General features: G+C 67.3%; 22 protein-coding genes. 7 read left to right on the top strand and 15 right to left on the bottom strand.

Annotated elements, in window-relative coordinates:
- Nucleotides 1-40: 40 nt before the first annotated feature.
- Nucleotides 41-1,582: a FadD3 family acyl-CoA ligase gene (locus L5G32_RS12745; RefSeq protein ID WP_237011431.1), complete on the top strand. Its 1,542-nt coding sequence runs from the start codon at nt 41-43 to the stop codon at nt 1,580-1,582.
- 113 nt (nt 1,583-1,695) lie between these two features.
- On the opposite strand, the gene L5G32_RS12740 is transcribed toward L5G32_RS12745, so the two are convergent.
- The gene (locus L5G32_RS12740; protein ID WP_237011430.1) at nt 1,696-3,252 is read right to left on the bottom strand and encodes an AMP-binding protein; all 1,557 of its coding nucleotides are present in this window, start codon (nt 3,250-3,252) and stop codon (nt 1,696-1,698) included.
- A gap of 46 nt (nt 3,253-3,298) precedes the next feature.
- Between L5G32_RS12740 and L5G32_RS12735 the strand changes: the two genes are divergently transcribed.
- Both L5G32_RS12735 and L5G32_RS12730 read left to right on the top strand, forming a co-directional pair.
- Nucleotides 3,299-4,159, top strand: coding sequence for a helix-turn-helix transcriptional regulator (locus L5G32_RS12735; RefSeq protein WP_372491695.1), 861 nt, complete (start codon nt 3,299-3,301; stop codon nt 4,157-4,159).
- A 152-nt stretch (nt 4,160-4,311) separates the two neighbouring features.
- On the top strand, nt 4,312-4,728 hold the full coding sequence (locus tag L5G32_RS12730) for a hypothetical protein (RefSeq protein ID WP_237011428.1): 417 nt from the start codon (nt 4,312-4,314) through the stop codon (nt 4,726-4,728).
- A 212-nt stretch (nt 4,729-4,940) separates the two neighbouring features.
- On the opposite strand, the gene lysS is transcribed toward L5G32_RS12730, so the two are convergent.
- A complete protein-coding gene (gene lysS, locus L5G32_RS12725) occupies nt 4,941-6,464 on the bottom strand; it encodes a lysine--tRNA ligase (RefSeq protein ID WP_237011427.1) in 1,524 nt (507 codons plus the stop codon).
- 40 nt (nt 6,465-6,504) lie between these two features.
- Nucleotides 6,505-6,918: a rhodanese-like domain-containing protein gene (locus tag L5G32_RS12720; RefSeq protein ID WP_237011426.1), complete on the bottom strand. Its 414-nt coding sequence runs from the start codon at nt 6,916-6,918 to the stop codon at nt 6,505-6,507.
- A 300-nt stretch (nt 6,919-7,218) separates the two neighbouring features.
- Between L5G32_RS12720 and L5G32_RS12715 the strand changes: the two genes are divergently transcribed.
- A complete protein-coding gene (locus L5G32_RS12715) occupies nt 7,219-8,898 on the top strand; it encodes a TIGR03767 family metallophosphoesterase (protein WP_237011425.1) in 1,680 nt (559 codons plus the stop codon).
- A gap of 40 nt (nt 8,899-8,938) precedes the next feature.
- On the opposite strand, the gene L5G32_RS12710 is transcribed toward L5G32_RS12715, so the two are convergent.
- Nucleotides 8,939-9,388 carry a MaoC/PaaZ C-terminal domain-containing protein gene (locus L5G32_RS12710; RefSeq protein WP_237011424.1) on the bottom strand — a complete coding sequence of 150 codons (450 nt, stop codon included), beginning with the start codon at nt 9,386-9,388 and terminating at the stop codon, nt 8,939-8,941.
- A gap of 110 nt (nt 9,389-9,498) precedes the next feature.
- Between L5G32_RS12710 and L5G32_RS12705 the strand changes: the two genes are divergently transcribed.
- Nucleotides 9,499-10,515: an NADP-dependent oxidoreductase gene (locus L5G32_RS12705; RefSeq protein ID WP_237011423.1), complete on the top strand. Its 1,017-nt coding sequence runs from the start codon at nt 9,499-9,501 to the stop codon at nt 10,513-10,515.
- A gap of 6 nt (nt 10,516-10,521) precedes the next feature.
- Here the strand turns inward: L5G32_RS12705 and L5G32_RS12700 are convergent, their stop codons facing one another.
- Both L5G32_RS12700 and L5G32_RS12695 read right to left on the bottom strand, forming a co-directional pair.
- The gene (locus L5G32_RS12700) at nt 10,522-11,109 is read right to left on the bottom strand and encodes a TetR/AcrR family transcriptional regulator (protein ID WP_237011422.1); all 588 of its coding nucleotides are present in this window, start codon (nt 11,107-11,109) and stop codon (nt 10,522-10,524) included.
- On the bottom strand, nt 11,102-11,914 hold the full coding sequence (locus tag L5G32_RS12695) for an SDR family NAD(P)-dependent oxidoreductase (RefSeq protein WP_237011421.1): 813 nt from the start codon (nt 11,912-11,914) through the stop codon (nt 11,102-11,104). The genes L5G32_RS12700 and L5G32_RS12695 overlap by 8 nt, the downstream gene beginning before the upstream one ends.
- 76 nt (nt 11,915-11,990) lie before the next feature.
- On the opposite strand from L5G32_RS12695, the gene L5G32_RS12690 reads away from it, so the two are divergent.
- Nucleotides 11,991-12,860, top strand: coding sequence for an LLM class F420-dependent oxidoreductase (locus L5G32_RS12690; protein WP_237011455.1), 870 nt, complete (start codon nt 11,991-11,993; stop codon nt 12,858-12,860).
- Nucleotides 12,857-13,372, top strand: coding sequence for a nuclear transport factor 2 family protein (locus tag L5G32_RS12685; RefSeq protein ID WP_237011420.1), 516 nt, complete (start codon nt 12,857-12,859; stop codon nt 13,370-13,372). The genes L5G32_RS12690 and L5G32_RS12685 overlap by 4 nt, the downstream gene beginning before the upstream one ends.
- Nucleotides 13,373-13,377: 5 nt before the next feature.
- On the opposite strand, the gene L5G32_RS12680 is transcribed toward L5G32_RS12685, so the two are convergent.
- The 9 genes from L5G32_RS12680 to folP form a co-directional block, all read right to left on the bottom strand.
- Nucleotides 13,378-14,169, bottom strand: coding sequence for a type III pantothenate kinase (locus tag L5G32_RS12680; RefSeq protein WP_237011419.1), 792 nt, complete (start codon nt 14,167-14,169; stop codon nt 13,378-13,380).
- A 7-nt stretch (nt 14,170-14,176) separates the two neighbouring features.
- Nucleotides 14,177-14,596: an aspartate 1-decarboxylase gene (panD, locus tag L5G32_RS12675; protein ID WP_237011418.1), complete on the bottom strand. Its 420-nt coding sequence runs from the start codon at nt 14,594-14,596 to the stop codon at nt 14,177-14,179.
- A gap of 3 nt (nt 14,597-14,599) precedes the next feature.
- A complete protein-coding gene (panC, locus tag L5G32_RS12670) occupies nt 14,600-15,481 on the bottom strand; it encodes a pantoate--beta-alanine ligase (protein ID WP_237011454.1) in 882 nt (293 codons plus the stop codon).
- A 14-nt stretch (nt 15,482-15,495) separates the two neighbouring features.
- On the bottom strand, nt 15,496-16,404 hold the full coding sequence (locus L5G32_RS12665; RefSeq protein WP_372491694.1) for a Rossmann-like and DUF2520 domain-containing protein: 909 nt from the start codon (nt 16,402-16,404) through the stop codon (nt 15,496-15,498).
- Between the two features lie 240 nt (nt 16,405-16,644).
- A complete protein-coding gene (locus tag L5G32_RS12660) occupies nt 16,645-17,874 on the bottom strand; it encodes a DUF6779 domain-containing protein (RefSeq protein WP_237011417.1) in 1,230 nt (409 codons plus the stop codon).
- A 75-nt stretch (nt 17,875-17,949) separates the two neighbouring features.
- Entirely contained in the window at nt 17,950-18,426 is a 477-nt protein-coding gene (locus L5G32_RS12655) for a DUF3180 domain-containing protein (RefSeq protein ID WP_237011452.1), read from the bottom strand.
- Between the two features lie 74 nt (nt 18,427-18,500).
- Nucleotides 18,501-19,007 (bottom strand): 2-amino-4-hydroxy-6-hydroxymethyldihydropteridine diphosphokinase, encoded by a 507-nt coding sequence (gene folK / locus L5G32_RS12650; protein ID WP_237011451.1) that lies wholly within the window; start codon nt 19,005-19,007, stop codon nt 18,501-18,503.
- A 2-nt stretch (nt 19,008-19,009) separates the two neighbouring features.
- Nucleotides 19,010-19,387, bottom strand: coding sequence for a dihydroneopterin aldolase (gene folB / locus L5G32_RS12645; RefSeq protein ID WP_237011416.1), 378 nt, complete (start codon nt 19,385-19,387; stop codon nt 19,010-19,012).
- Nucleotides 19,380-20,222: a dihydropteroate synthase gene (gene folP / locus L5G32_RS12640; RefSeq protein WP_237011450.1), complete on the bottom strand. Its 843-nt coding sequence runs from the start codon at nt 20,220-20,222 to the stop codon at nt 19,380-19,382. Before folP ends, folB begins: the two co-directional genes overlap by 8 nt.
- Between the last annotated feature and the right edge of the window lie 38 nt (nt 20,223-20,260).

The raw sequence follows: 20,260 nt of genomic DNA, 5'->3' as shown, positions 1-20,260 counted from the left end.
GCCCTAGCTTAACCTAGCAAGCATTTGCTAGGTTTTGTTCATGCTTCCGACGCCCCTGACTAGTCCCGCCGCCGTGCACCGAGCAGAAGAGCTCTGGCCCGATCAGATCGCGGTGATCGACGACCAGTGGAACGAACCCGTGCGGCTGACCTGGAGCGAGCTGGCCGACAGGGTGCGCAGCTTCGCCGCAGGCCTGATCGAGGCGGGCGTCGAGCCGGGCGACCGGGTCGCCGTGTGGGCGCCGAACAGCCACCACTGGCCGATCGCCGCGCTCGGCACGCACTATGCGGGCGCGGTGCTCGTACCGCTCAACACGCGGTACACCGTGAGCGAGGCGTCGGACATCGTCGAACGATCGGGCGCAGAAGTTCTCGTGGCGTCGGGCGCCTTCGCGGACATCGACCGGCTCTCCGAGGTGTTGGCGTCGCCGATCGCGACAGGCCGAACGGTCATCGGCATCCCCCTCGAGTCGGAGGTCGACGCGGCCGGAGCGGTCCCCTGGGATCGATTCCTCACTGTGGCCGACGAATCGGTGGCCACTGCCCGTCTGCGGGCAGACGCCGTCGCCGAGGACGACTTGTCGGACATCCTGTTCACGTCCGGGACGACGGGCGCACCGAAGGGGGTCCTGGCCGAGCACCGCCACACGCTCGCCGGCTCGCACGCGTGGGCGTCGAACGGCAGGCTGACCGCCGACGACCGCTATCTGATGGTGAATCCGTTCTTCCACACGTTCGGATACAAGGCGGGCATCCTGCCGTCGCTGCTGTTCGGTGTCACGATGATCCCGCTCGCCGTCTACTCCCCCGGCGAGGCCATGCGGTTGATCGATTCCGAACGAGTGACCGTCTTTCCCGGCGCGCCGACGATCTTCCAGACCGTGCTCGACGATCCGTCCCGTTCCGATTACGACCTGACGAGCCTGCGCTTGGTGGTGACGGGCGCAACGATCGTTCCCGTGGTGCTGATCGAGCGCATCCAGTCCGACCTCGGAGTCGAGACCGTGCTGACAGCCTACGGGCAGACCGAGACCAGCGGGTTCGTCACGACGTGCCGCGCCGACGACGACGCCGTCACCGTCGCGACCACCTGCGGCCGCGCCTATGAGGGCATGGAGGTGAGACTGTCGGACGAGGGGGAGGTTCTGACGCGGGGCGCGATGGTCATGCGCGGATACCTCGACGACCCCGAAGCAACCGCCGCGACGATCGACCCCGACGGGTGGCTGCACACCGGAGACGTCGGGACTCTCGACGAACGCGGCTACCTGACGATCACCGACCGGCTCAAGGACATGTACATCTGCGGCGGTTTCAACGTCTACCCGGCCGAGGTCGAGCAAGTCCTCGCTCGTGTCGACGGAATCACTGAAGTCGCGGTGATCGGTGTCCCCGACGAGCGGATGGGCGAGGTCGGGAAGGCCTACATCACCGTCGCCGACGGAACGACGGTGACCGTCGACGACGTGCTGACTTACGCACGTGAGCATCTCGCGAACTTCAAGATCCCGCGCTCGGTCGCGTTCGTCGAAGCCCTGCCGCGGAACCCGTCCGGCAAGGTACTCAAACGCGAACTGGGATAGCCCCGACCTCCCGGGAGCGGCACAGGTCGGGTCTCGACTCCGCTCGACCAGCGAAAAGAGTTCCACCAGCGAGAAGAGCTCGAGCAGCGAGAAACCCCGACCTCGCGCGGGACCTATTCTCCTCCTCGCCGCAGCACGAACCGTTGAACCTTGCCGCTCGGTGTCTTCGGCAGAGACTCGACGAAGTGGACGGTGCGCGGATACGCATGCTTGGAGTACTCGTCACGGACCACCGCCTGCAGTTCGGACGCGAGTGCATCGTCCCCGGCGAAACCCGTGTTCAGGACGACGAACGCTTCGACCACCTCGCCGCGGATGCCCTCCGGGTCGGGACGTCCGACGACCGCGACCTCCGCGACGGACGCGTGCGTCACCATGACGCTCTCCACGTCGAACGGTCCGATGCGGTACCCGGCCGCGAGGATCACGTCGTCGTCGCGCGCAGTGAACGAGAAGTAGCCCTCGTCGTCGACTTTTCCGGTGTCTGCGGTCAGGTACCACGCGCCGTCGTCGGTGAATCGGTCCGCGGTCTTCTCCGGCGCAGCGTCGTATCCGGTGAACCAGAGCGCCGGAGAAGCCTTCACGTCGATCGCGATCTGACCGTCGACGATCCCGGCGACATATCCGGGCATCGCCTGCCCCATCGATCCCGGTTTCAGCGGCATCCCGACCTCGGTGTTCCAGTGGTTGCCGATCACCATGCCGATCTCGGTCTGGCCGTAGTGATCCCGTACTTCGCAGCCGAGTCGGGTGCGGCCGAACTCGACGATGTCGGGAGTCAACGGCTCGCCTGCCGACGACGCGCGGCGCAACCCGATGTCCGTCGTGTCGGCCTGTGCGCGCAGCGCTCGATACATCGTCGGCGCACCAGCGAAATTGGTGACGCCGAACGTCTTGAGCACCGCGACGGTCGAGTCCGGGGTGAACCCCGCGTTGAACAGCAGGCTGGTGCGGCCGGCGACCAGAGGCGTGATCACCGCATAGTAGAGGCCGTACGCCCACCCCGGATCAGCGGCGTTCCAGAAGACGTCGTCCACGGCCACGTCGAGCGAGAAGTGCTGGTACGCCTGAAAAGACGCCAACGCTCGCACCGGTACCGGGACGCCCTTGGGCTTGCCTGTCGTCCCACTCGTATACAGCTGCACGAACGCCCCGTCACCACCGACCGCAGCGTCGTAGTTCGCAGGCTCGGCCGACTGCGCCTCGACGACGAGGTCGTCGACGTCCAGTACCAGCACCGCATCGATCGGATCGACTTTGTCGCGCTGCGACGCATCGGTCACCACGATCTGTGCACCGGATCCCTCGACGCGCAACCTGATCGCACCGGTGGCGAACGCGGTGAACAGCGGAACGTGCACCGCGCCGGTCCGCCACAGTGCGACGAGGGTGATGACCAGCGCGCGACGCTTGCCGAGCAGGACCGGGACCCGGTCGCCGCGCGTCACGCCGTGTGCCGCGAGGACCGTCGCCATCCGCCGGGACTCGTCCGCGAGTTCCCCGTACGTCATGGCAGTCGCGGACAAGTCCGGCTCGACGAGGGTGAACGCGACTGCTGCCCGATCGTGGCGATCGCACAGCAGGTTCGCCACACTCGCGTCCGGCGCCCCGTAGACGTCCAGCCAGTCGGCGACCTGCCGATCTGCGCTCTCTCGTGCTTCGTCGTTCATGCCCGTCCTCCACTCACTCGACCTGCGTGATGACACAATCATGGATGTGACGACCGACACCGACAACCCTCTGAAGAGGGGTGCGCCCGCCGACGAGTTGGCGCGGCGGCTGCGCGGTCCACTGGAACGACTCCGCCGACGTACCGGTGCGACCCTTGCATTCGCGGGGCGAGTCCTGCCCGGTGACGCTCCCCGAATCGAGTTGTTCTCGTTCGACGGCGACCTCGTCGGCCCGCTGCGCGGCGCGAACCTGGACCCGGGCCACGGCCTCGGCGGCCGGGTCGTAGGACGCGCTCGCGCCGAAGCCATCGGCGACTACGTGAGTTCGCCGCTCATCACTCACACCTACGACGAGATCATCCGCGCTGAATCGCTCCGAGCCATTGTGGCGGCACCGATCATCGTCGGCCGCAGACAGATCGGCGTCTTGTACGCCGCGCGGCGAACGGCACAGGAGCAACTCGGATCCGCACTCGACGCCGTCGTCGACGAAGCACGCTCGGTAGAACAGCAGCTGGCAGTCGCCGACGTTCTGGCCACGCTGCGCACCGACGACGAAGAACGCGATCTCACCGCCTGGCGGACCCGGGTCCACGACTCGTACCTGCAGCTTCGGGCGCTCGCGGACTCTGTCGACGACGAGTCGGTACGCGCTCGCATGCTCCAGATCGCTACGGACCTCGCAGATGAGAGTCCCGACGACGCGCCGAACGTCCACCTCACCGCGCGCGAGCAGGACGTCCTCGGACTACTCGGAGCGGGACTGTCGAACCGGGCGGTCGCCGAACACCTCGGCATCGGCGTCTACACGGTCAAGGACTACGTGAAGTCGCTGATGACGAAGCTGAACGCGGTCACTCGCTTCGAAGCGGTCGTGAACGCGCGCCGCGCACGACTCCTCCCCTGACCCGCACGTCGGTCATCTGCGTGAACGACACCCCTTAACGTGACGCCGTTCACCGTCCGACATACCCGGTAGCGGTCGACGTTGACTTGACCCCGATCCGCAGGCACTGATCGGCCGGCCGCTGCCGTCGCCTGCGAGAGGACGTGTTCATCATGCGCACGCATACGAACGACACGAACAAGACCCGCATTCTCGCCACGCGCGTCGCCGTAGCAGGCATCGCTGCCGCAGGCCTGTCGGCCGCCAGTCTCATCGGTGCGGGCCAGGCCTCCGCGGACGGGTTCCCCGGCGGCCCCTACTGCAACGGTCCGGTCCAAGTGATGGCCGCCTCGGCCGTCTCCGAAGTGGTGATCTGTCCGGTGCAGGGCCCAACCGGCTGGGCGTACAGCGGTGAGGCCAAGACCACCGGGGACACCGTCGAGATCTGGGGAGCTACCCAGAACTCGCTCGGGTTCCACGCCGTCAACAACGGCTACACCTACCACGTCCACCGCGACCGACTCCTGATCACCGCACCCGACGGCTCGGTGGTGTCCAGCGAGCCGTGGACGTCCTATTACGAGCGGTGACCCTCCACGCCGATCGAGACCTCCACGCGGATCGAGCGGAGTCGAGACCGAAAAGTACGTCGAGCAGAAGTCGGGGTCTCGACTCCGCTCGACCAACGAAGAGAGAGGTCTCGACTTCGCTCGACCAACGGGAGGACGCTCGACCAACGGGAGGACGCTCGACCAACGTGGAGGACGCTCGACCAACGGAGGACGCTCGACCGGCGGAAGAACTACTGGACCGGCTTGACCAGCGGGAAGAGGACGGTCTCGCGAATGCCGAGCCCGGTGATCGCCATGAGGAGGCGGTCGATTCCCATGCCGGTTCCGGCGGTGGGAGGCATCGCGTGCTCCATCGCGGCGAGGAACTCCTCGTCGAGGACCATCGCCTCGTCGTCGCCTGCGGCGGCGAGGCGAGCCTGGTCGACGAAGCGCTCACGCTGGATGATCGGGTCGACGAGCTCCGAGTAGCCGGTGGCGAGTTCGAAGCCGCGGACGTAAAGGTCCCACTTCTCGACGACACCCGGGATGCTGCGGTGAGCGCGCACCAGCGGCGACGTCTCGACCGGGAAGTCGCGGACGAAGACCGGCTCGTCGAGCTTGTCGCCGACCAGGTGCTCCCACAGCTCTTCGACGAGCTTGCCGTGGCCGTAGCCCTTGTCCTTCGGGACTTCGAGTCCCACCTCGGCGGCGATCGTCAGCAATTCGTCGACGCTCGTCTCGAGCGGCACGATCTCACGGCCGAGCGCCTCGGACAGCGACGGGTACATGGACACAGACTTCCACTCGCCCGACAGGTCGTAGGTCGAGCCGTCCGGCATCGTCGGCGTCAATGTGCCGACGGCGCCGAGCGCGACGGCCTGGACGAGTTCCCTCGTCATGACGGCGGCGTCGTCGTACGTGCCGTAGGCCTGGTAAGTCTCGAGCATCGCGAACTCGGGCGAGTGCGTCGAGTCGGCGCCTTCGTTACGGAAGTTGCGGTTCACCTCGAAGACTCGCTCGATGCCGCCGACCACGGCGCGCTTGAGGAACAGTTCCGGCGCGATCCGCAGGTACAAGTCCAGGTCGAAGGCATTGGAATGCGTGACGAACGGACGAGCCGCTGCGCCGCCGTGCAGCGTCTGCAGCATCGGGGTCTCGATCTCGAGGAAGTCGCGCTCGGTGAGGAACCGGCGCAGTTCGGCCATCGCCGTGACGCGCGTCCGCGCCGTCTCGCGGGCCTCGGGGCGAACGATCAGATCGACGTACCGCTGCCGGACGCGCGACTCCTCGTTCATCTCTTTATGGGCGACAGGCAAGGGACGCAACGACTTCGACGCCATCTGCCATTCGTCGGCCATGATCGACAGTTCGCCAGTACGCGAGGAGATGATCTCGCCGTGGACGAAGACGATGTCGCCGAGGTCGGCGTCAGCCTTCCACGACGCGAGAGCGTCTTCGCCGACCTTGGCCTGCGAGAGCATCGCCTGCAGCTTGGTACCGTCGCCCTCCTGCAAGGTGGCGAAGCAGAGCTTGCCCTTGTTCCGGATGAAGATCACGCGTCCGGCGACACCGGCCTGGACGCCGGTCTCCGCTCCGGCCTCGAGATCGGAGTACTCGGCGCGGATCTCGGCGAGCGTGTGCGTACGAGCCAACTCGACCGGGTACGCCTCACGCCCTTCGGCGAGAATACGTTCCCGCTTCTCGCGGCGGATCCGCAGCTGTTCGGGGGTCTGATCGTCCTCGCGGATCTGCTCGTCGCTCTGGTGCTCGCTCACCCGACTAGGGTAATTGGCCGCAGTGGTCGGGAGCCAATCGTCAGCGCGGGTCGTACAGTCCGAGAGCGTCGGCGCCGACCGAGCCGGTCACCCCGTGTTCGCGCAACGCACGGTGGCCGCCGACGACGAACCGCGTCCCGGTGACTCCTCGCGCCTGAAGGTGCCAGGCGAGCCACTCGGCGTCGTACCCGTCCTCGGAGACGAGCACCCACCGCGCATCGAGGGTCGCAGCACGGAGCGCCGACGGCGACTCTGGACTCAGGAGGTCGAGCGCCTCGTCGGAGTTCACGGCGACAGCGCCGAGCAGCGCTCCGAACCGTCGATGAGACGCGGCGTCACGCAGGTCGACAGCGACGGCCCCGTCGGCGAGCTCTTCACGAAACCGGTTGGCCTGCACCGATAGCGGCACAGCGATGAAAGGGGCAGAAACGGGTGCGGAGATCGCAACAGTCATGAGGGTTTCCTCGGATGGTGATCGAACGAGCAGGGAGGTCGAGACAGGACCGTCCGCACATGGCGGGACGTCAGCCCTGACAACACTCCTGACAGCTCTTGATCACGACGATGACTGTGCCACACCCGCGCGCCCTCTTCCAGAGTTTTGCGCGCGTGTGAGCAGAATCGCGGGGTCCAGACCTGAGCCGAATCAGATCGATCGATCAGGAACGCCTTCGACGTGCGAGTGCCACCGGTTACAGTCGAGTTCACATCGCGTTCACCATCACCGATTCGGCACATCGCCCGGAGGCCGCCCATGAGTATGTCCCGCCGCACGTTCCTGCGCTCGAGCACCGCGGCCGCCGGAGCGGCCGCCGCATCATCGATCACGGCGTCGTCGATCGCGGCGGGTCTGGTTCATGCGGAGCCCGGCGCCGCGGCGTCGGCCGACGCCGCGGGCACCACTCTCGCAAGAGTCGGGGTGCCCGGACGCCCGGACAAGAAGGGATACCGCAGACTCGTCGAGGGCCGCGGCTGGCCGCTGTACGTACGCGAGGAGCTTGCCGCGGCGCGCTCGACACGTGAATCGACACGAACCGGACTGGCGTCGTTCGTCCAGCTCACCGACATTCACATCGCCGACGTCCAGAGTCCGGCGCGCTTCGAGTACGTCCATCCCCTGCAGGGCCCCGCGTATCGCCCGCAAGAAGCGCTCGGCACGCAGGGCGCCGTCGCCCTCGTCAAACGCATCAACTCACTGTCCGGCGGTCCGTTCACCGGTCGCGCGTTCGACTGCGTGGTCTCGACCGGCGACAACACCGACAATCACGAGGTCATCGAACTCGAGTGGTACCAGCGACTGCTCGCAGGCGGCACGATCACCCCGAACACCGGGCACCCGACCAGGTTCGAAGGCGTCCAGTCGGACGGGTCGGCGCTGTACTACCGCCCGGAGCGCGACGCCCCCGACCAGTACAAGGATCGCGGGTTCCCGACGGTCCCCGGCCTACTGCACGCGGCGATTCAACGACACTCCAGTCCCGGCCTGGACATGCGGTGGTACTCGGTGTTCGGCAACCACGACGACCAGATGCTCGGCACCGTGCCGAACAACCTGGTCGATTGGCTGTACCTCGGCGCCGTGAAGTTCGACCTCCCCGGCACCGACCCGACGGTCGCCGCGATCGCACGCGCGTTGGGCAGCGACCCGTCGTCCGTCCTGCCGTTGCTCTCGAAGCTCAGGACCACCGGTCCCACGCTTCCCGCGACTGCCGACTCCCGACGACGGCCCTACTCCCCGCGCGAGTTCATCCGCAGGCACTTCGACCCGTCGATCACCGGCGCAGGCCCCGTCGGCCACGGATTCGCCGACCCCGACGGCCCCAGCTGGTATCGATTCCAGATCGCGCCCGGTGTGCTCGGCGTCGCGATGAACACGACGAACAGTCTCGGTATCGCCGACGGATCCATCAGTCAGAAGCAGTTGGCGTGGATAGAGCAGCAGCTGCGTTCGCACGCCGACCAGTTGGTGATCGTCTTCAGTCACCACACGTCGACGACGATGACAGCCAAGCTGCCCAATCCCGAGACGCCGGGACAGGCCCAGTTCGACGGGAAGCACCTCGTCGAACGGTTGAAGGCGCACCCGAATGTGATCGCCTGGGTCAACGGTCACACCCATGACAACGCCGTGACACCGCATCGCGGTTCGACGCCGCGGCACAGCTTCTGGGAGATCAACACGGCCAGTCACATCGACTTCCCCCAGCTCGCGCGAATCATCGAGGTGACCGACAACAAGGACGGCACTGTCAGTGTCTTCACGCCGTTGATCGAAGCCGAGGGTCCGTACACCGCCGACCCGTCGAACCTGACGCAGCAAGGACTGGCGAGCCTGTACCGCGAGTTCTCACTCAACGACATCCACCTCGAAGACCGCACCGGAACGGCCGCGGACCGCAACTGCGAACTGCTCCTGGCGAACCCGCTGCACTGACTGCTCAGAGACATCGGGCAGTTCAGGGATCTCGGGCGGTTCAGGGGGTATCGGGCAGCAGCATGTACACCGCCATCACTGCGGTGAGGACGACACCGGAGTTCTTGTCGGTCAGCTCCGCGTCATAGCCGACGAGAACGCGTCCGCGGTCCGGTTCGGGACGCACTGTCGTAGTCGTCATGGTCCCGCTGATCACACTGCCGGGCCGTACCGGCTGTCGGAACCGCACGTCGGTGAGTTCTTTGCCGCACAAGATGTGGAACTTGCCGAACACAGCTTCGACGGCGAGCTTCTGAAGGATCGCCATGGTCTGGATACCGCTCGCGATGAGGCCACCGAACGGACCGTCGCCCGCCGCGCCTGGGTCCACATGAAACCACTGCGGATCCCACTGCACGGCGAAAGCGACGATCGACTCTTCCGTGACCTCGTATTCCCCGAGGCGATCAACGTCGCCCGATCTCACAACGTCGCCGTAAAGCTTCTCCATGCACCGAACCGTATCGCGTGCGCGGCTTCTCACCGACGCAGAGGAGGCGAAACGTCACCCGGCCGGAGTAGGTGTGGAAGAGGTTTCACACGCACGAGAACTGGAGCGACATGTCCGACGCACTGCCAACGCAATCCCGCGAGATCCGTCTCGCGGCCCGGCCCGTGGGCGAACCCGCCCGCACCGACTTCGAGACGGCGACGATCGCCGTTCCCGACCTCGACTCCGGTCAGGTACTCGTCCGCAACGAGTACATGAGCGTCGACCCGTACATGCGGGGACGGATGAACGACGCGAAGTCGTACGTCCCGCCGTTCGCACTCGGCGAGCCACTCGACGGGGGCGCCGTCGGCGAGGTGATCGCGAGCCGCTCCGCCGCACTGCCCGTCGGAACCACGGTGTCGCACGGCCTCGGTTGGCGCGAGTACGCGGTCCTCGACTCGACGTCGGCGCTGCCGCTCCCCGACGACGGGTTGCCGACGAGCGTCCATCTCGGCGTCCTCGGACTGACCGGTTTCACTGCGTATGTGGGCCTGTTCGACATCGCGTCGTTCGGTCCGCGCGACACGGTCTTCGTCTCCGGCGCGGCGGGCGCTGTCGGTTCTGTCGTCGGCCAGATGGCCAAGCTCCGCGGCTCACCCCGCGTGATCGGCAGTGCGGGGAGTGCCGAGAAGGTCCGTCACCTCGTCGAAGATCTCGGATTCGACGCCGCATTCGACTATCACGACGGCGACGTCCGCCGGCAGCTCGCGGACGCCGCGCCGGACGGCATCGACGTCTACTTCGACAACGTCGGCGGCGACCATCTCGAAGCCGCCGTCGAGACGCTGAACGACAACGGACGAATCGCGGCGTGCGGCGCCATCTCGAACTACAACACGGCCGGTCGCGCGACCGGCCCGGACAACATGTTCCAGTTCGTCACCAAACGTCTGACGATGCGTGGCTTCATCGTCGGCGACAGCGCGTCTCGACGCCCGGACTTCCTCGCCGAGACCGGCACATGGCTGCGCGAGGAACGACTTCGGTACGACGAGACGATCGTCGACGGCCTCGCGAACGCACCACAGGCATTTCTCGACATGCTCAACGGCGCCAATACCGGAAAGATGCTGGTGCGGATCTGACGTCGATCAATCGCTCCACGGAGCCAGGAGCAGACGGCACGCACGCCGCATGCTGTCCTGCGCTTCGTCAGGCGTGAGCTCCCCCATCACCGCCCACGACAGGACGCCGTAAGCGGTCTGCTCGACGATCCCGGTCAGTTGCAGGTCGTCCGGCGTCGGGTCGGTGATGCCCGCCGCGGCGAGGATCCGCCCGCGCAAGTCGAATCCGGTGGTCTGAGATTCGGCTCGGATCGCATTGATCGACACGATCATCGCGCGTCCGAGGAGCGGCCGAGCCAGCATGCTCCGGCAGGCGTCAGCCATCATCGCGGCGACGGCCTCGACCGGATCGTCGTCGTCGGCCGCCTGATCGGGTCCGAGCTCTCGCGCGTACTCGAGCATCAGTGCGGCGAAGAGATGGTGCTTCGTCGGGTGGTAGCGGTACAACGTCGCGAGCGACACCCCCGCTTCCGCGGCGACGTCCGCCATTCGCACGGAGTCCAGGCCGCGGTCTGCCCCGAGGCGGGCCGCCACACGGAGGATGCGGCGCGCCCGTTCACGCTGGACAGGCGTGGTGGGCGCGGCCGCTTCGCGTGCCGCGCTTGGCCTAGGCATCGTGACTCACCCGGCGTCTCATGAGTTCGGACATGAGTCGATGATGCCCCAGAACTGCCCGCGCACGGTCCTCGGCGGCCCCGGCTGCCGCGCCGCGTTCGTTTCCGGACACCACGTGCACCGGCCCGTCCCCGAGGTGCGCCAGCCCCTCGGCGGCGACCTCCTCGGGACGTCCGACGACCAAGCCCGGCAGGTCGAAGTCGAGGCCGGCGCGGCGCATGGCCGGAGTGTCGGTGACCCCGAGGACCAGATGGAGCACGTCGACGCCCGCCTCACGCAGTTCCAACCACAGCCCTTCGCTGAAGATCCGCACGAATGCCTTCGATCCCCCGTACACGGTGTGCTGCGAGGAGCCCAGGTAGCCGCTGAGCGAACCGATCGTGACGATGCCGCCGGAACCGCGCTTCTTCATCCGCGCGCCGTAATGGTGCGCGAGCGCCATCGGAACCGTCACGTTCAGCGTGAGGACCTTCATGAACTCGGCCAGGTCGCCGTCGACGAAGTCCGATCCATAACTGTTGGCGCCCGCGTTGCAGATCACCAGTCCGACGTCGAGCGGATCGGTGACCTGCATGACCCGATCGAGATCTGCAGGCACTGTGAGGTCCGCACTCACGACCCGCACATCGCGACCGTGGGCTCGACACCGGCCCGCCGTCTCCTCGAGAGGCCCTTCCTTGCGTGCGACGAGGACGAGGTCGAGGCCGGCCGCCGCGAGTTGCTCCGCGAATTCGGCGCCAACCCCCTCCGAGCCGCCGACGACGACTGCCCACGGCCCGTACGATGCGAGATCCGACTCGTTCATTTGATATCCGCCTTAGGACTAGAATTCATTCTACTTTAGATGACATCATGTTCTCATGGAACACACCAACACATCGATCCGTTTCGGCATCTCGACTCCGATCGTGGTCCAGGTGCCCGGAGCCGCTGCCCCGTGGGAGAGCGACGCGGACGTCGCGGAGCTGACGGAGATCGCCGCGACCGCCGACCGACTCGGATTCGACTACCTGACGTGCGCCGAACACGTCGCGGTCCCGACCACCGCGGAAGGTCGGGGTGTCACGTACTGGGATCCCTTGTCCACCTTGGCGTTCCTGGCCGCGCACACTACGAGGATCCGCTTGACGACATCGGTGCTCGTGCTGGGCTACCACCACCCGCTGGAGATCGCGAAGCGCTACGGCACTCTCGACCGCCTGAGCTCGGGCCGAGTGACGCTCGGCGTCGGCGTCGGGTCCCTCGAGGAGGAGTTCGACCTGCTCTCCGCTACGTGGAAGGGCCGAGGTGCTCGCGCCGACGACGCGATGCGGGCGCTGCGGGCCTCTCTGTCGACGTCGCGCCCGGAGTACCACGGTGAGCATTACGACTTCGGCGACGTCGTGCTCGAGCCGTACGCCGTGCAAGACCGGATTCCGCTCTGGGTCGGCGGCCGTTCTCTCGCGTCACTGCGCCGAGCCGCTGAACTCGGCGACGGGTGGATGCCGTTCGGACTGGGCGCGCGCGCCTTGCGCGATCTTCTCGGACAAGTCGAGATCCCGTGCGGTTTCGAGATCGTGCTCGGTACCGCCCCCCTTGATCCGATCTGGGATCCGGACCGCGCCAGGGAGAAGATCACCCGACTCCTCGATGCCGGCGCGACGTCGATCACCTGCGCGGTCTCCGCGCACTCTGCGACCAATTACCAAGAACAGCTCGCGGCGCTGGCGGAACTCACTGCACCACTGCGCGGCCGACAGGAGGACCGATGACCGACGACCACATTCTCGCTGACCTGCTGACCAGGGTTGCGTTGCTCGAGGACGAACGCGACATCGCCCGGCTGATCGCGTCGTACGGCCCCCTCGTCGACGCGGGCGAAGCCGAGTCCGTCTCCCGGCTCTGGGCCGACGACGGCGTCTACGACGTCGAGGGCTGGCTCATGGACGGCCGGGATCAAGTACGCGCGATGGTCGAGTCCGACCAGCACCAGGGCCTCATCGGTCGCGGTTGCGTGCACTTGCACTCCCCCGCCGTGATCCGGGTGACCGGCGACGACGCGACGGCGGTCTGCGAGACGCTTCTGGTGATCCGTCGTAGCGATTCGCCCGACGGCCGCGACCGTGGCTTCGGCGTGCAGCGCGGGGGTGCGACTCTGTTCGAACTCCGACGGTCCGACGACTCGCCCCACCGGTGGGAGGTGGTGCGGCGCACCACCCGACTGCTCGACGGATCCGCAGAGGCGACGGCGCTGCTCGCGCAAGCCCGGCCGGACGACGAATGATCGGTTCAGCGGCGTCGCGCTCGCTCGTGAACCCGCCGCAGCCCGTCTAGCGTCAGATGAGGGTGATGCACTGTGAGGCTTCGGCATTCGTCGTAGATGAGCGGGGCGAGATAGCCGGTGGCGATCACACAGACGTCTGAGCCGTCGAATCCCGGCACGTCTCGTCTGATGCGTTCGACGAGCCCGTCGACCTGACCTGCGAAGCCGAACAGGATCCCCGACTGCAGTGCCTCGACGGTGTTCTTCCCGACGACGCTGCGCGGGGGTGCGAGCTCCACTTTGCGCACCGTGACCGTGTGGTCGCTGAGCGACTGGACCGCCAGGTCGATTCCGGGCGCGATCGCACCGCCCAGGTACTCGCCTTTCGCCGAGATCGCGTCGACCACGGTCGCTGTGCCGCACGCGACGACGATGCACGGACGATCCGGGTAGTTTCCGTGCGCGGCCAGTGCGTTCGCGACGCGGTCGGTGCCGACCTCTTTCGGATTGTCGACGAGCAGCGGGACGCCCGTACGCACTCCCGGTTCGAGGAGGATGTGCGGGCCGTTCCCGAAGTATCGGGGCAGCATCACTCGCATCTCACGCAGGAGCGACGGCACCGTGGAGAGGGCGGCCGCGGCGGTCACTTGCTCGACGTCCGACCCGAGCAGCCCACGCAACGTCAGGGCGAGTTCGTCGGCCGTGTAGTTCGGCTGCGTGTGAATGCGCCAGTCGCGCACCAGTTCCGCGTTGTCGCCGAGACCTGCGAACACGCCGAGGTGGATGTTCGTGTTCCCGATGTCGACGGTGAGGAGCATCGAGCCGTCAGACCCTCGCGAGCTGCCTCGGGTCCTTGAGACCCGAGCCCTCCGGCACGTCGGCCAGATCGTCGCCGACCGTGATCGGCTTGTTGTCTGCGTCGACGAACACGACGTGCGGGGAGTACTCGCGCACTTCGTCCTTGTCCAAGATGCCGTAGGCGATGATGATCACGAGGTCGCCCGGGTGAACCAGATGCGCTGCAGCGCCGTTGATCCCGATCACCCCGCTACCGCGTTCTCCGGCGATCACGTACGTCTCGAGGCGGTTGCCGTTGTCGATGTCGACGATCGTCACCTGCTCACCTTCGAGTAGATCTGCGGCGTCGAGCAGGTCCTCGTCGATCGTCACCGAACCGACGTAGTGCAGGTCGGCCTGCGTCACCGTCGCGCGATGGATCTTCGACGTCATCATGGTTCTGAACATGCGTCATCCCTCTTCTTTTCCGATGAATCCGGTGCCGATCGCGACGCCGACGTTGTCGATCAGTCGTGCCGACCCGAGTCGTGCAGCGACCAGCAGGCGGCCATCGCCTGACTCTGGAGCTTCCTGAAGGCCTAGGCCACGCAGTTCGAGGTACTCGACCTCGATCTGCGGCTGAGTGTCGAGCACCGAGCGGGCGGCGGCGAGAACTGCGTCGCGTCCACCGGCCGCAGCGTGCGTGCCCGCCAACAGTGCCGCTGAGATCGTCATCGCGATCTCTCGCTCGTCGGCGGACAGGTAGCGGTTCCGCGAGGACAACGCCAGTCCGTCGGCTTCTCGCACCGTCGGAACCCCGATGATGTCGACGTCCATGTCGAAATCGTTCACCATCTGGTTGATCAACACGAGTTGCTGGTAGTCCTTCTCGCCGAAGTAGGCCGCGGTCGGCCCGACGATGTTGAGCAGCTTTCCGACCACGGTCAGCATCCCGGCGAAATGTCCCGGCCGCGACAGGCCGTCGAGGATGTCGCCCGTCGGCCCTGGATTCACTGTGGTGCGCGGTCCGTTCGGGTACATATGTGCCGCGGTCGGCGCGAACACCACCTCGACGCCCGCCGCCGTCAGTCGGGCGACGTCGTCGTCGAAGGTCCGCGGGTAGGCGTCGAGGTCCTCCCCTTCGCCGAACTGAAGCGGGTTGACGAAGATCGACACGACGACGACGGTGTTGCCGGTCCGCTGCGCCGCACGCACCAACTGCAGGTGACCGTCGTGCAGCGCACCCATCGTCGGCACCAACGCGACACGTTTGCCCGCGCCACGCAATGCTCTGGTGACGCGGCGCAGGCCGGCGGGATCCCGGTGAACGGTGAGCTCGCCCGGAGTGAACATGGGTGCGTCGGTCACTACTGCGCCTCCAATAGTTGACGGAGGGCGGGGTCGGCGTCGTGCTGGGCTGCAGCACGACCGGCCAGCACACGGTAGCCGCGCGCAATGCCCTCATGGACGTCGGACAGTTCGCGGAGATGACGGGCGACGGTGTCGACGTCGCCGCGGGCGACCGGGCCAGTCAACGCCGATCGACCCTGCGCCAAGACATTCTCCAGCGATGCGGTGACCAGCGGTGCGAGCAGTTGCTCGGCGAGACCGAAGCCGCCGCCGTCGACGGTCGCGCTTTCGGCTGCATCTCCCGCTGGACCGCCGATCGCGGCCCGCAATGCGGTGACCGCGTCCGTGATCAGTGCGTTCAAGTTGTTGGAGCCGTGCGCGAGTGCCGCGTGATAGAGCCCGCGACTGGTCTCCGCGATCCGGATCGGCGTCGCACCCAGCTCCAGGACCAGCGCCATCGCGATCGCATCGCCGATCTCGTCTGCGGCGGTCACCCCGAAGCACGCCGTAGCGAGACGAGCGGAGTCCTCGGGCGAGTCGACGAACGTCATCGCCGGGTGGGTCGCCAACACGATTCCGCCCGACCTGGCGATCGGCTCCAGAATCCCGACGCCGTGGGAACCCGCAGTGTGGGTGACGATGACACCCGGCTTCACCCGATCGGCGATATCGCGGACGACGTCGGCCAGCTCGGTATCGGGAACCGCGATGACGATCAACTGGGAGTCGGCGACGACGTCGGCGAGACCCCGAACCTTCGCGAAGGGGAGCCGATCAGCGGCTCGAGCCGCAGACTGCGGCGAGCTCGCGTACACGGACTCGACGAAGTGGCCGGCGGCCGCGAACGCTTCGCCGAGCGCAGTGCCGACACGTCCAGCACTGATGATGCCGACACGCAGGCGAGCCGGTGCCATCGGTGATTCCACCGTTGCCTCCATTGTCGTTCCAGTCCCTCCAACACGCATTCCGCGCGCTCCGGGTACCAGACGTCCGCAGACCACGATAGGCCCCGCGAGCAGCAGGTGCCACAACGCTGTGACCGGGTTCACCCGGTCACAGCGTCTGCAGTCAGAGTCGATCAGTCGCGGCGGCGGTGACGATCAGTCGCGGCGGCGGTGACGATCAGTCGCGGCGGCGGTGACGATCAGTCGCGGCGGCGGTGACGATCAGTCGCGGCGGCGACGGTGCCCGCCGGTCGACGGCCCCTGCCCTCCGGCGCCCTCACGGAGCCGAGAGAGGAGTTCACTCGCCGGACGACCAGCCGCGTGTGCGCCGTCATCGACGATCTCTGGCTCGACGTCTTCCGGCTGCTGCGGGTCCTGGTGTTGCTGCGGGTCCTGGTGTTGTTGCGGCGCTTGACGTCGTTGCTGCTGCGGGCCCTGCTGCTGTGGCTGTTGCGGCTGCCCCTGCTGAGGCTGGCCCTGTTGCGGCCGCTGAGCTCGGAACGGCGCCGAAGGGGGCTCGTACGCGCCCGCACCGAACGGTGTGCGCTGATGGGGGCCTGCTGGTTGGGACCCCTGAGGGCCTTGGGGTCCTGCGACGAAGCGCGGAGCACCCGGACGCTGCGGAGCCTGCGGCACCGGCGGCGGCTGCGGAACGCGCCCCTGCTGATGCGGCCCCGACTGATGCGGCCCGGGCTGCTGCGGCCCGGGCTGGGGACGCCACTGCTGGGGAGCGGGGCGAGGCGCCTGAACCGGTTCGGGCGCGGGCTCCGGCTCCGGTTCGGGCTCGGGCTCCGGCTCGACGTCAGCCGGGTCGTCGGTGACGACCGGAATGATCTCGGTCATCTCGACCGGCTCGGGATCGTTCGCCTGCTCTGGAACGTGACGCCCGTCGTCGGCCTGCGGAGCGGTCGTCGCGAAGTCTCGCTCGGCGGCGGCGTGATCGTCGGCCATACCGGCGTACGACGCCCCGCTCAGACCCGAACTGAGCTCGCGCGGACGCTCCAACCCGATCGCGATTCGCGACTCCGGGAGTGGTTTGCCCAAGAGTTGTTCCAGGCTCGACCGAAGCGCGAGAACTTGTGCCTTCAGTTCGTCGAGCTCATGGTTCGACTCCTCTGACAGCTCGTGCCGGATCGAGGACTCGACGTCCGACTCGTACTGACGGCGGGCAGCGATCTCCCGCTCCAACTGCAATTCGTAGACCAGACGTAGATCCCGCGTGCGATTCTCGGCCGTGTCGGCCTGGCGCCGGTACTTGGTGACCAGCACCCCGCCGATCACCGCCGCCCACAGCGCTGCGATCACGGCGAGGGTCGCCTGCATCGACAGGTTGTCTCCGAACACCATCAGCAGGCTGGCGATGAGCGCCAACGCGATCAGCAAAGCGATCGCCCACTGGCCTGCAGACGGTCGAGATCCCCGCGTCTGTCCGCTGTCCGTCTCTTCGGTCATGCAGCCAACTTACCGGCACGTCGGACCGCGGCCGGTCACCGGACCTCGGAGAGTCGGGAACGTCGGAGATGGACGCTAGGCGGGCGCGGGGTCGGACCCGTCGCGCTCACCGTCGGGGTCGTCGGGGGCACGGCAGCAGTGCTCGAGCCACAGCGCGGCAGCGGTCAACAGCACTCCGCCGATCGCACCGACGACAGCGGCGGGACGGTCGGCGCGCGCGGCGTCGAGCACACCGTTCGTCATCAGGAATACAAGGATGCCGGCCCAGCCGCCCGTCGCTATCGCTCCGAGGATCGCCGACGCTTTGCCGAGGACCATCACACGCGCCGCCGCGATCGGATGCAACTGTCCTCGCGCACGGCCGATGTCGCGGCCCGCGACTCGTGCACGCACGAGGAAACCGGTGACGAACTCGATCGCTGCCAGCAGGTACAGGAATACGCCCGCAGGCCACGGAAGCGACGGGAACGCGCCATAGTTGTAACGGATCAGGATCCACAGCGCCGCCGCTGCGACGAGCGCGATCACCACGAGGTCCCGGACCTTCGTCATGCCGAGACGACCGTCCTCGTCATCGGAGTCCGGGTAGCCGGAGTTCGAGCCGCCGGGGTCAGGCCTGCGCGCTGTCACTGCAACGCCTCTGCGCGTCGGATGCCCGCCACCTCGGCGTCGTCCAGACTGGCGACCAGGTCGACGACCCTTCTTCCCCGACCCTCGACGACGAGTTCCGCATCGGGATCGATCTGCAGCCACGGCACCAAGACGAACGCCCGCTGTCCCGCGCGCGGATGCGGCAATGTCAGTTCCGGATCGTCGGAGATCACCGGTTCACCGTCGACGTCGACGCTGACCACGTCCACATCCAGCGTCCGCGGCCCCCACCGCACGTCACGGACACGACCCGCGTCCTGCTCGCATGCTCGGCAGAACTCGAGCCACTCGTGCGGCGTCCGGTCGCCGGCCACGATGAGCGTGATGTTGACGAAGTCGTCCTGTTCGACGCCGCCCCACGGCGGCGTCCGGTAGACGTCCGACGTCGCGATCAGGTCGTCCCCCGAAGCGACTACGACCGACCGGAGGAGGCCGACACTGTCGCCGATGTTCGACCCCGCAGACAACACCGCCCGGGACATCATCACGCTCCGTGAGGCTTCCGCGAACGACGAGCCACGACTGCGACGTCGTCGAACGTCAACGGAATCGGCGCAGACGGCTTGTGCACGGTCACCTCACAGGCGGAGACCCGTTCGTCGTGCGCCATGATCGCATCGGCGATCTCGGCTCCGACCGTCTCGATGAGGTCACGCGAGGGACCGGCCACGACATCGTGCGCCAACTGCGCGAGGATCCCGTAGTCGACGGTGTCGGCGAGATCGTCGCTGCGCGCCGCGGCCTGCAGGTCGATCCACAACGTCACGTCGACGATGAACTCTTGACCGTCGCGCTTCTCGTGGTCGAAGACCCCGTGGTTCCCGCGGACATGCAGCCCGCGCAACTCGATCCGGTCAGCCATGGCTTCCCCTCCGTCCTCCGACCCGCCAGGCAGCGGCCACTTCGATCGCATCTCGACTGGCGGCGACGTCGTGTACGCGCACGCCCCACGCTCCGCCTGCCGCGGACAACGCGGAGACCGCCGCAGTGGCCACTTCGCGTCCGGCCGGCGGACGGGCCACGCCGTCTGCAGCCAACAGCGAGCCGAGGAATCGTTTACGAGATGCGCCGATGAGCACCGGGAAACCCAGTCCGACGAGCGTCGGAAGCGAATGGAGCAGGGCCCAGTTGTGGTCGGCGGTCTTCGCGAACCCGAGGCCGGGGTCCAAGACGATGAGGTCGGGATCGACGCCTGCGGCGACCGCGGCGTCCACCTGCCCGAGCAGTTCGCCCGAGACTTCGGCGACAACGTCGCGGTAACCGCCCTCGTCCTCTACTCGGTGGGTGAAGTGCCGGTCGGTCGTGGGCTCGTCGCCTGCGGGCCGCCAATGCATGAGGATCCAGGGGGCCTTCGTCTCGGCGATGACCCGACCCATGTCGGCGTCGGCTCGCCCACCGGACACATCGTTGACGATGCTCGCCCCGGCCTCCAGCGCCGCTGCCGCGACCGACGCGCGCATGGTGTCCACCGACACCCGCACGCCGTGCGCGGCCAACGCGGAGATCACCGGTGTCACGCGCGCGACTTCGGTGCCCGCATCGACGCGAATCGCTCCGGGGCGAGTGGACTCGCCTCCGACGTCGACGATGTCGGCGCCCGACGCGGCCAACTCGAGACCGTGCCGCACCGCGTCGTCGACGTCGAGGTATCGCCCGCCGTCCGAGAACGAATCGGCGGTCACGTTCAGCACCCCCATCACGAGGGTGCGGCCAGAGTCTCGGCCCGCCGTCACCG

Source organism: Gordonia zhenghanii (assembly GCF_021738965.1).
Lineage (GTDB): Bacteria > Actinomycetota > Actinomycetes > Mycobacteriales > Mycobacteriaceae > Gordonia > Gordonia zhenghanii.
The sequence above is the reverse complement of the archived record's forward strand: the minus strand, read 5'-3'. Positions and strand labels throughout refer to the sequence as shown.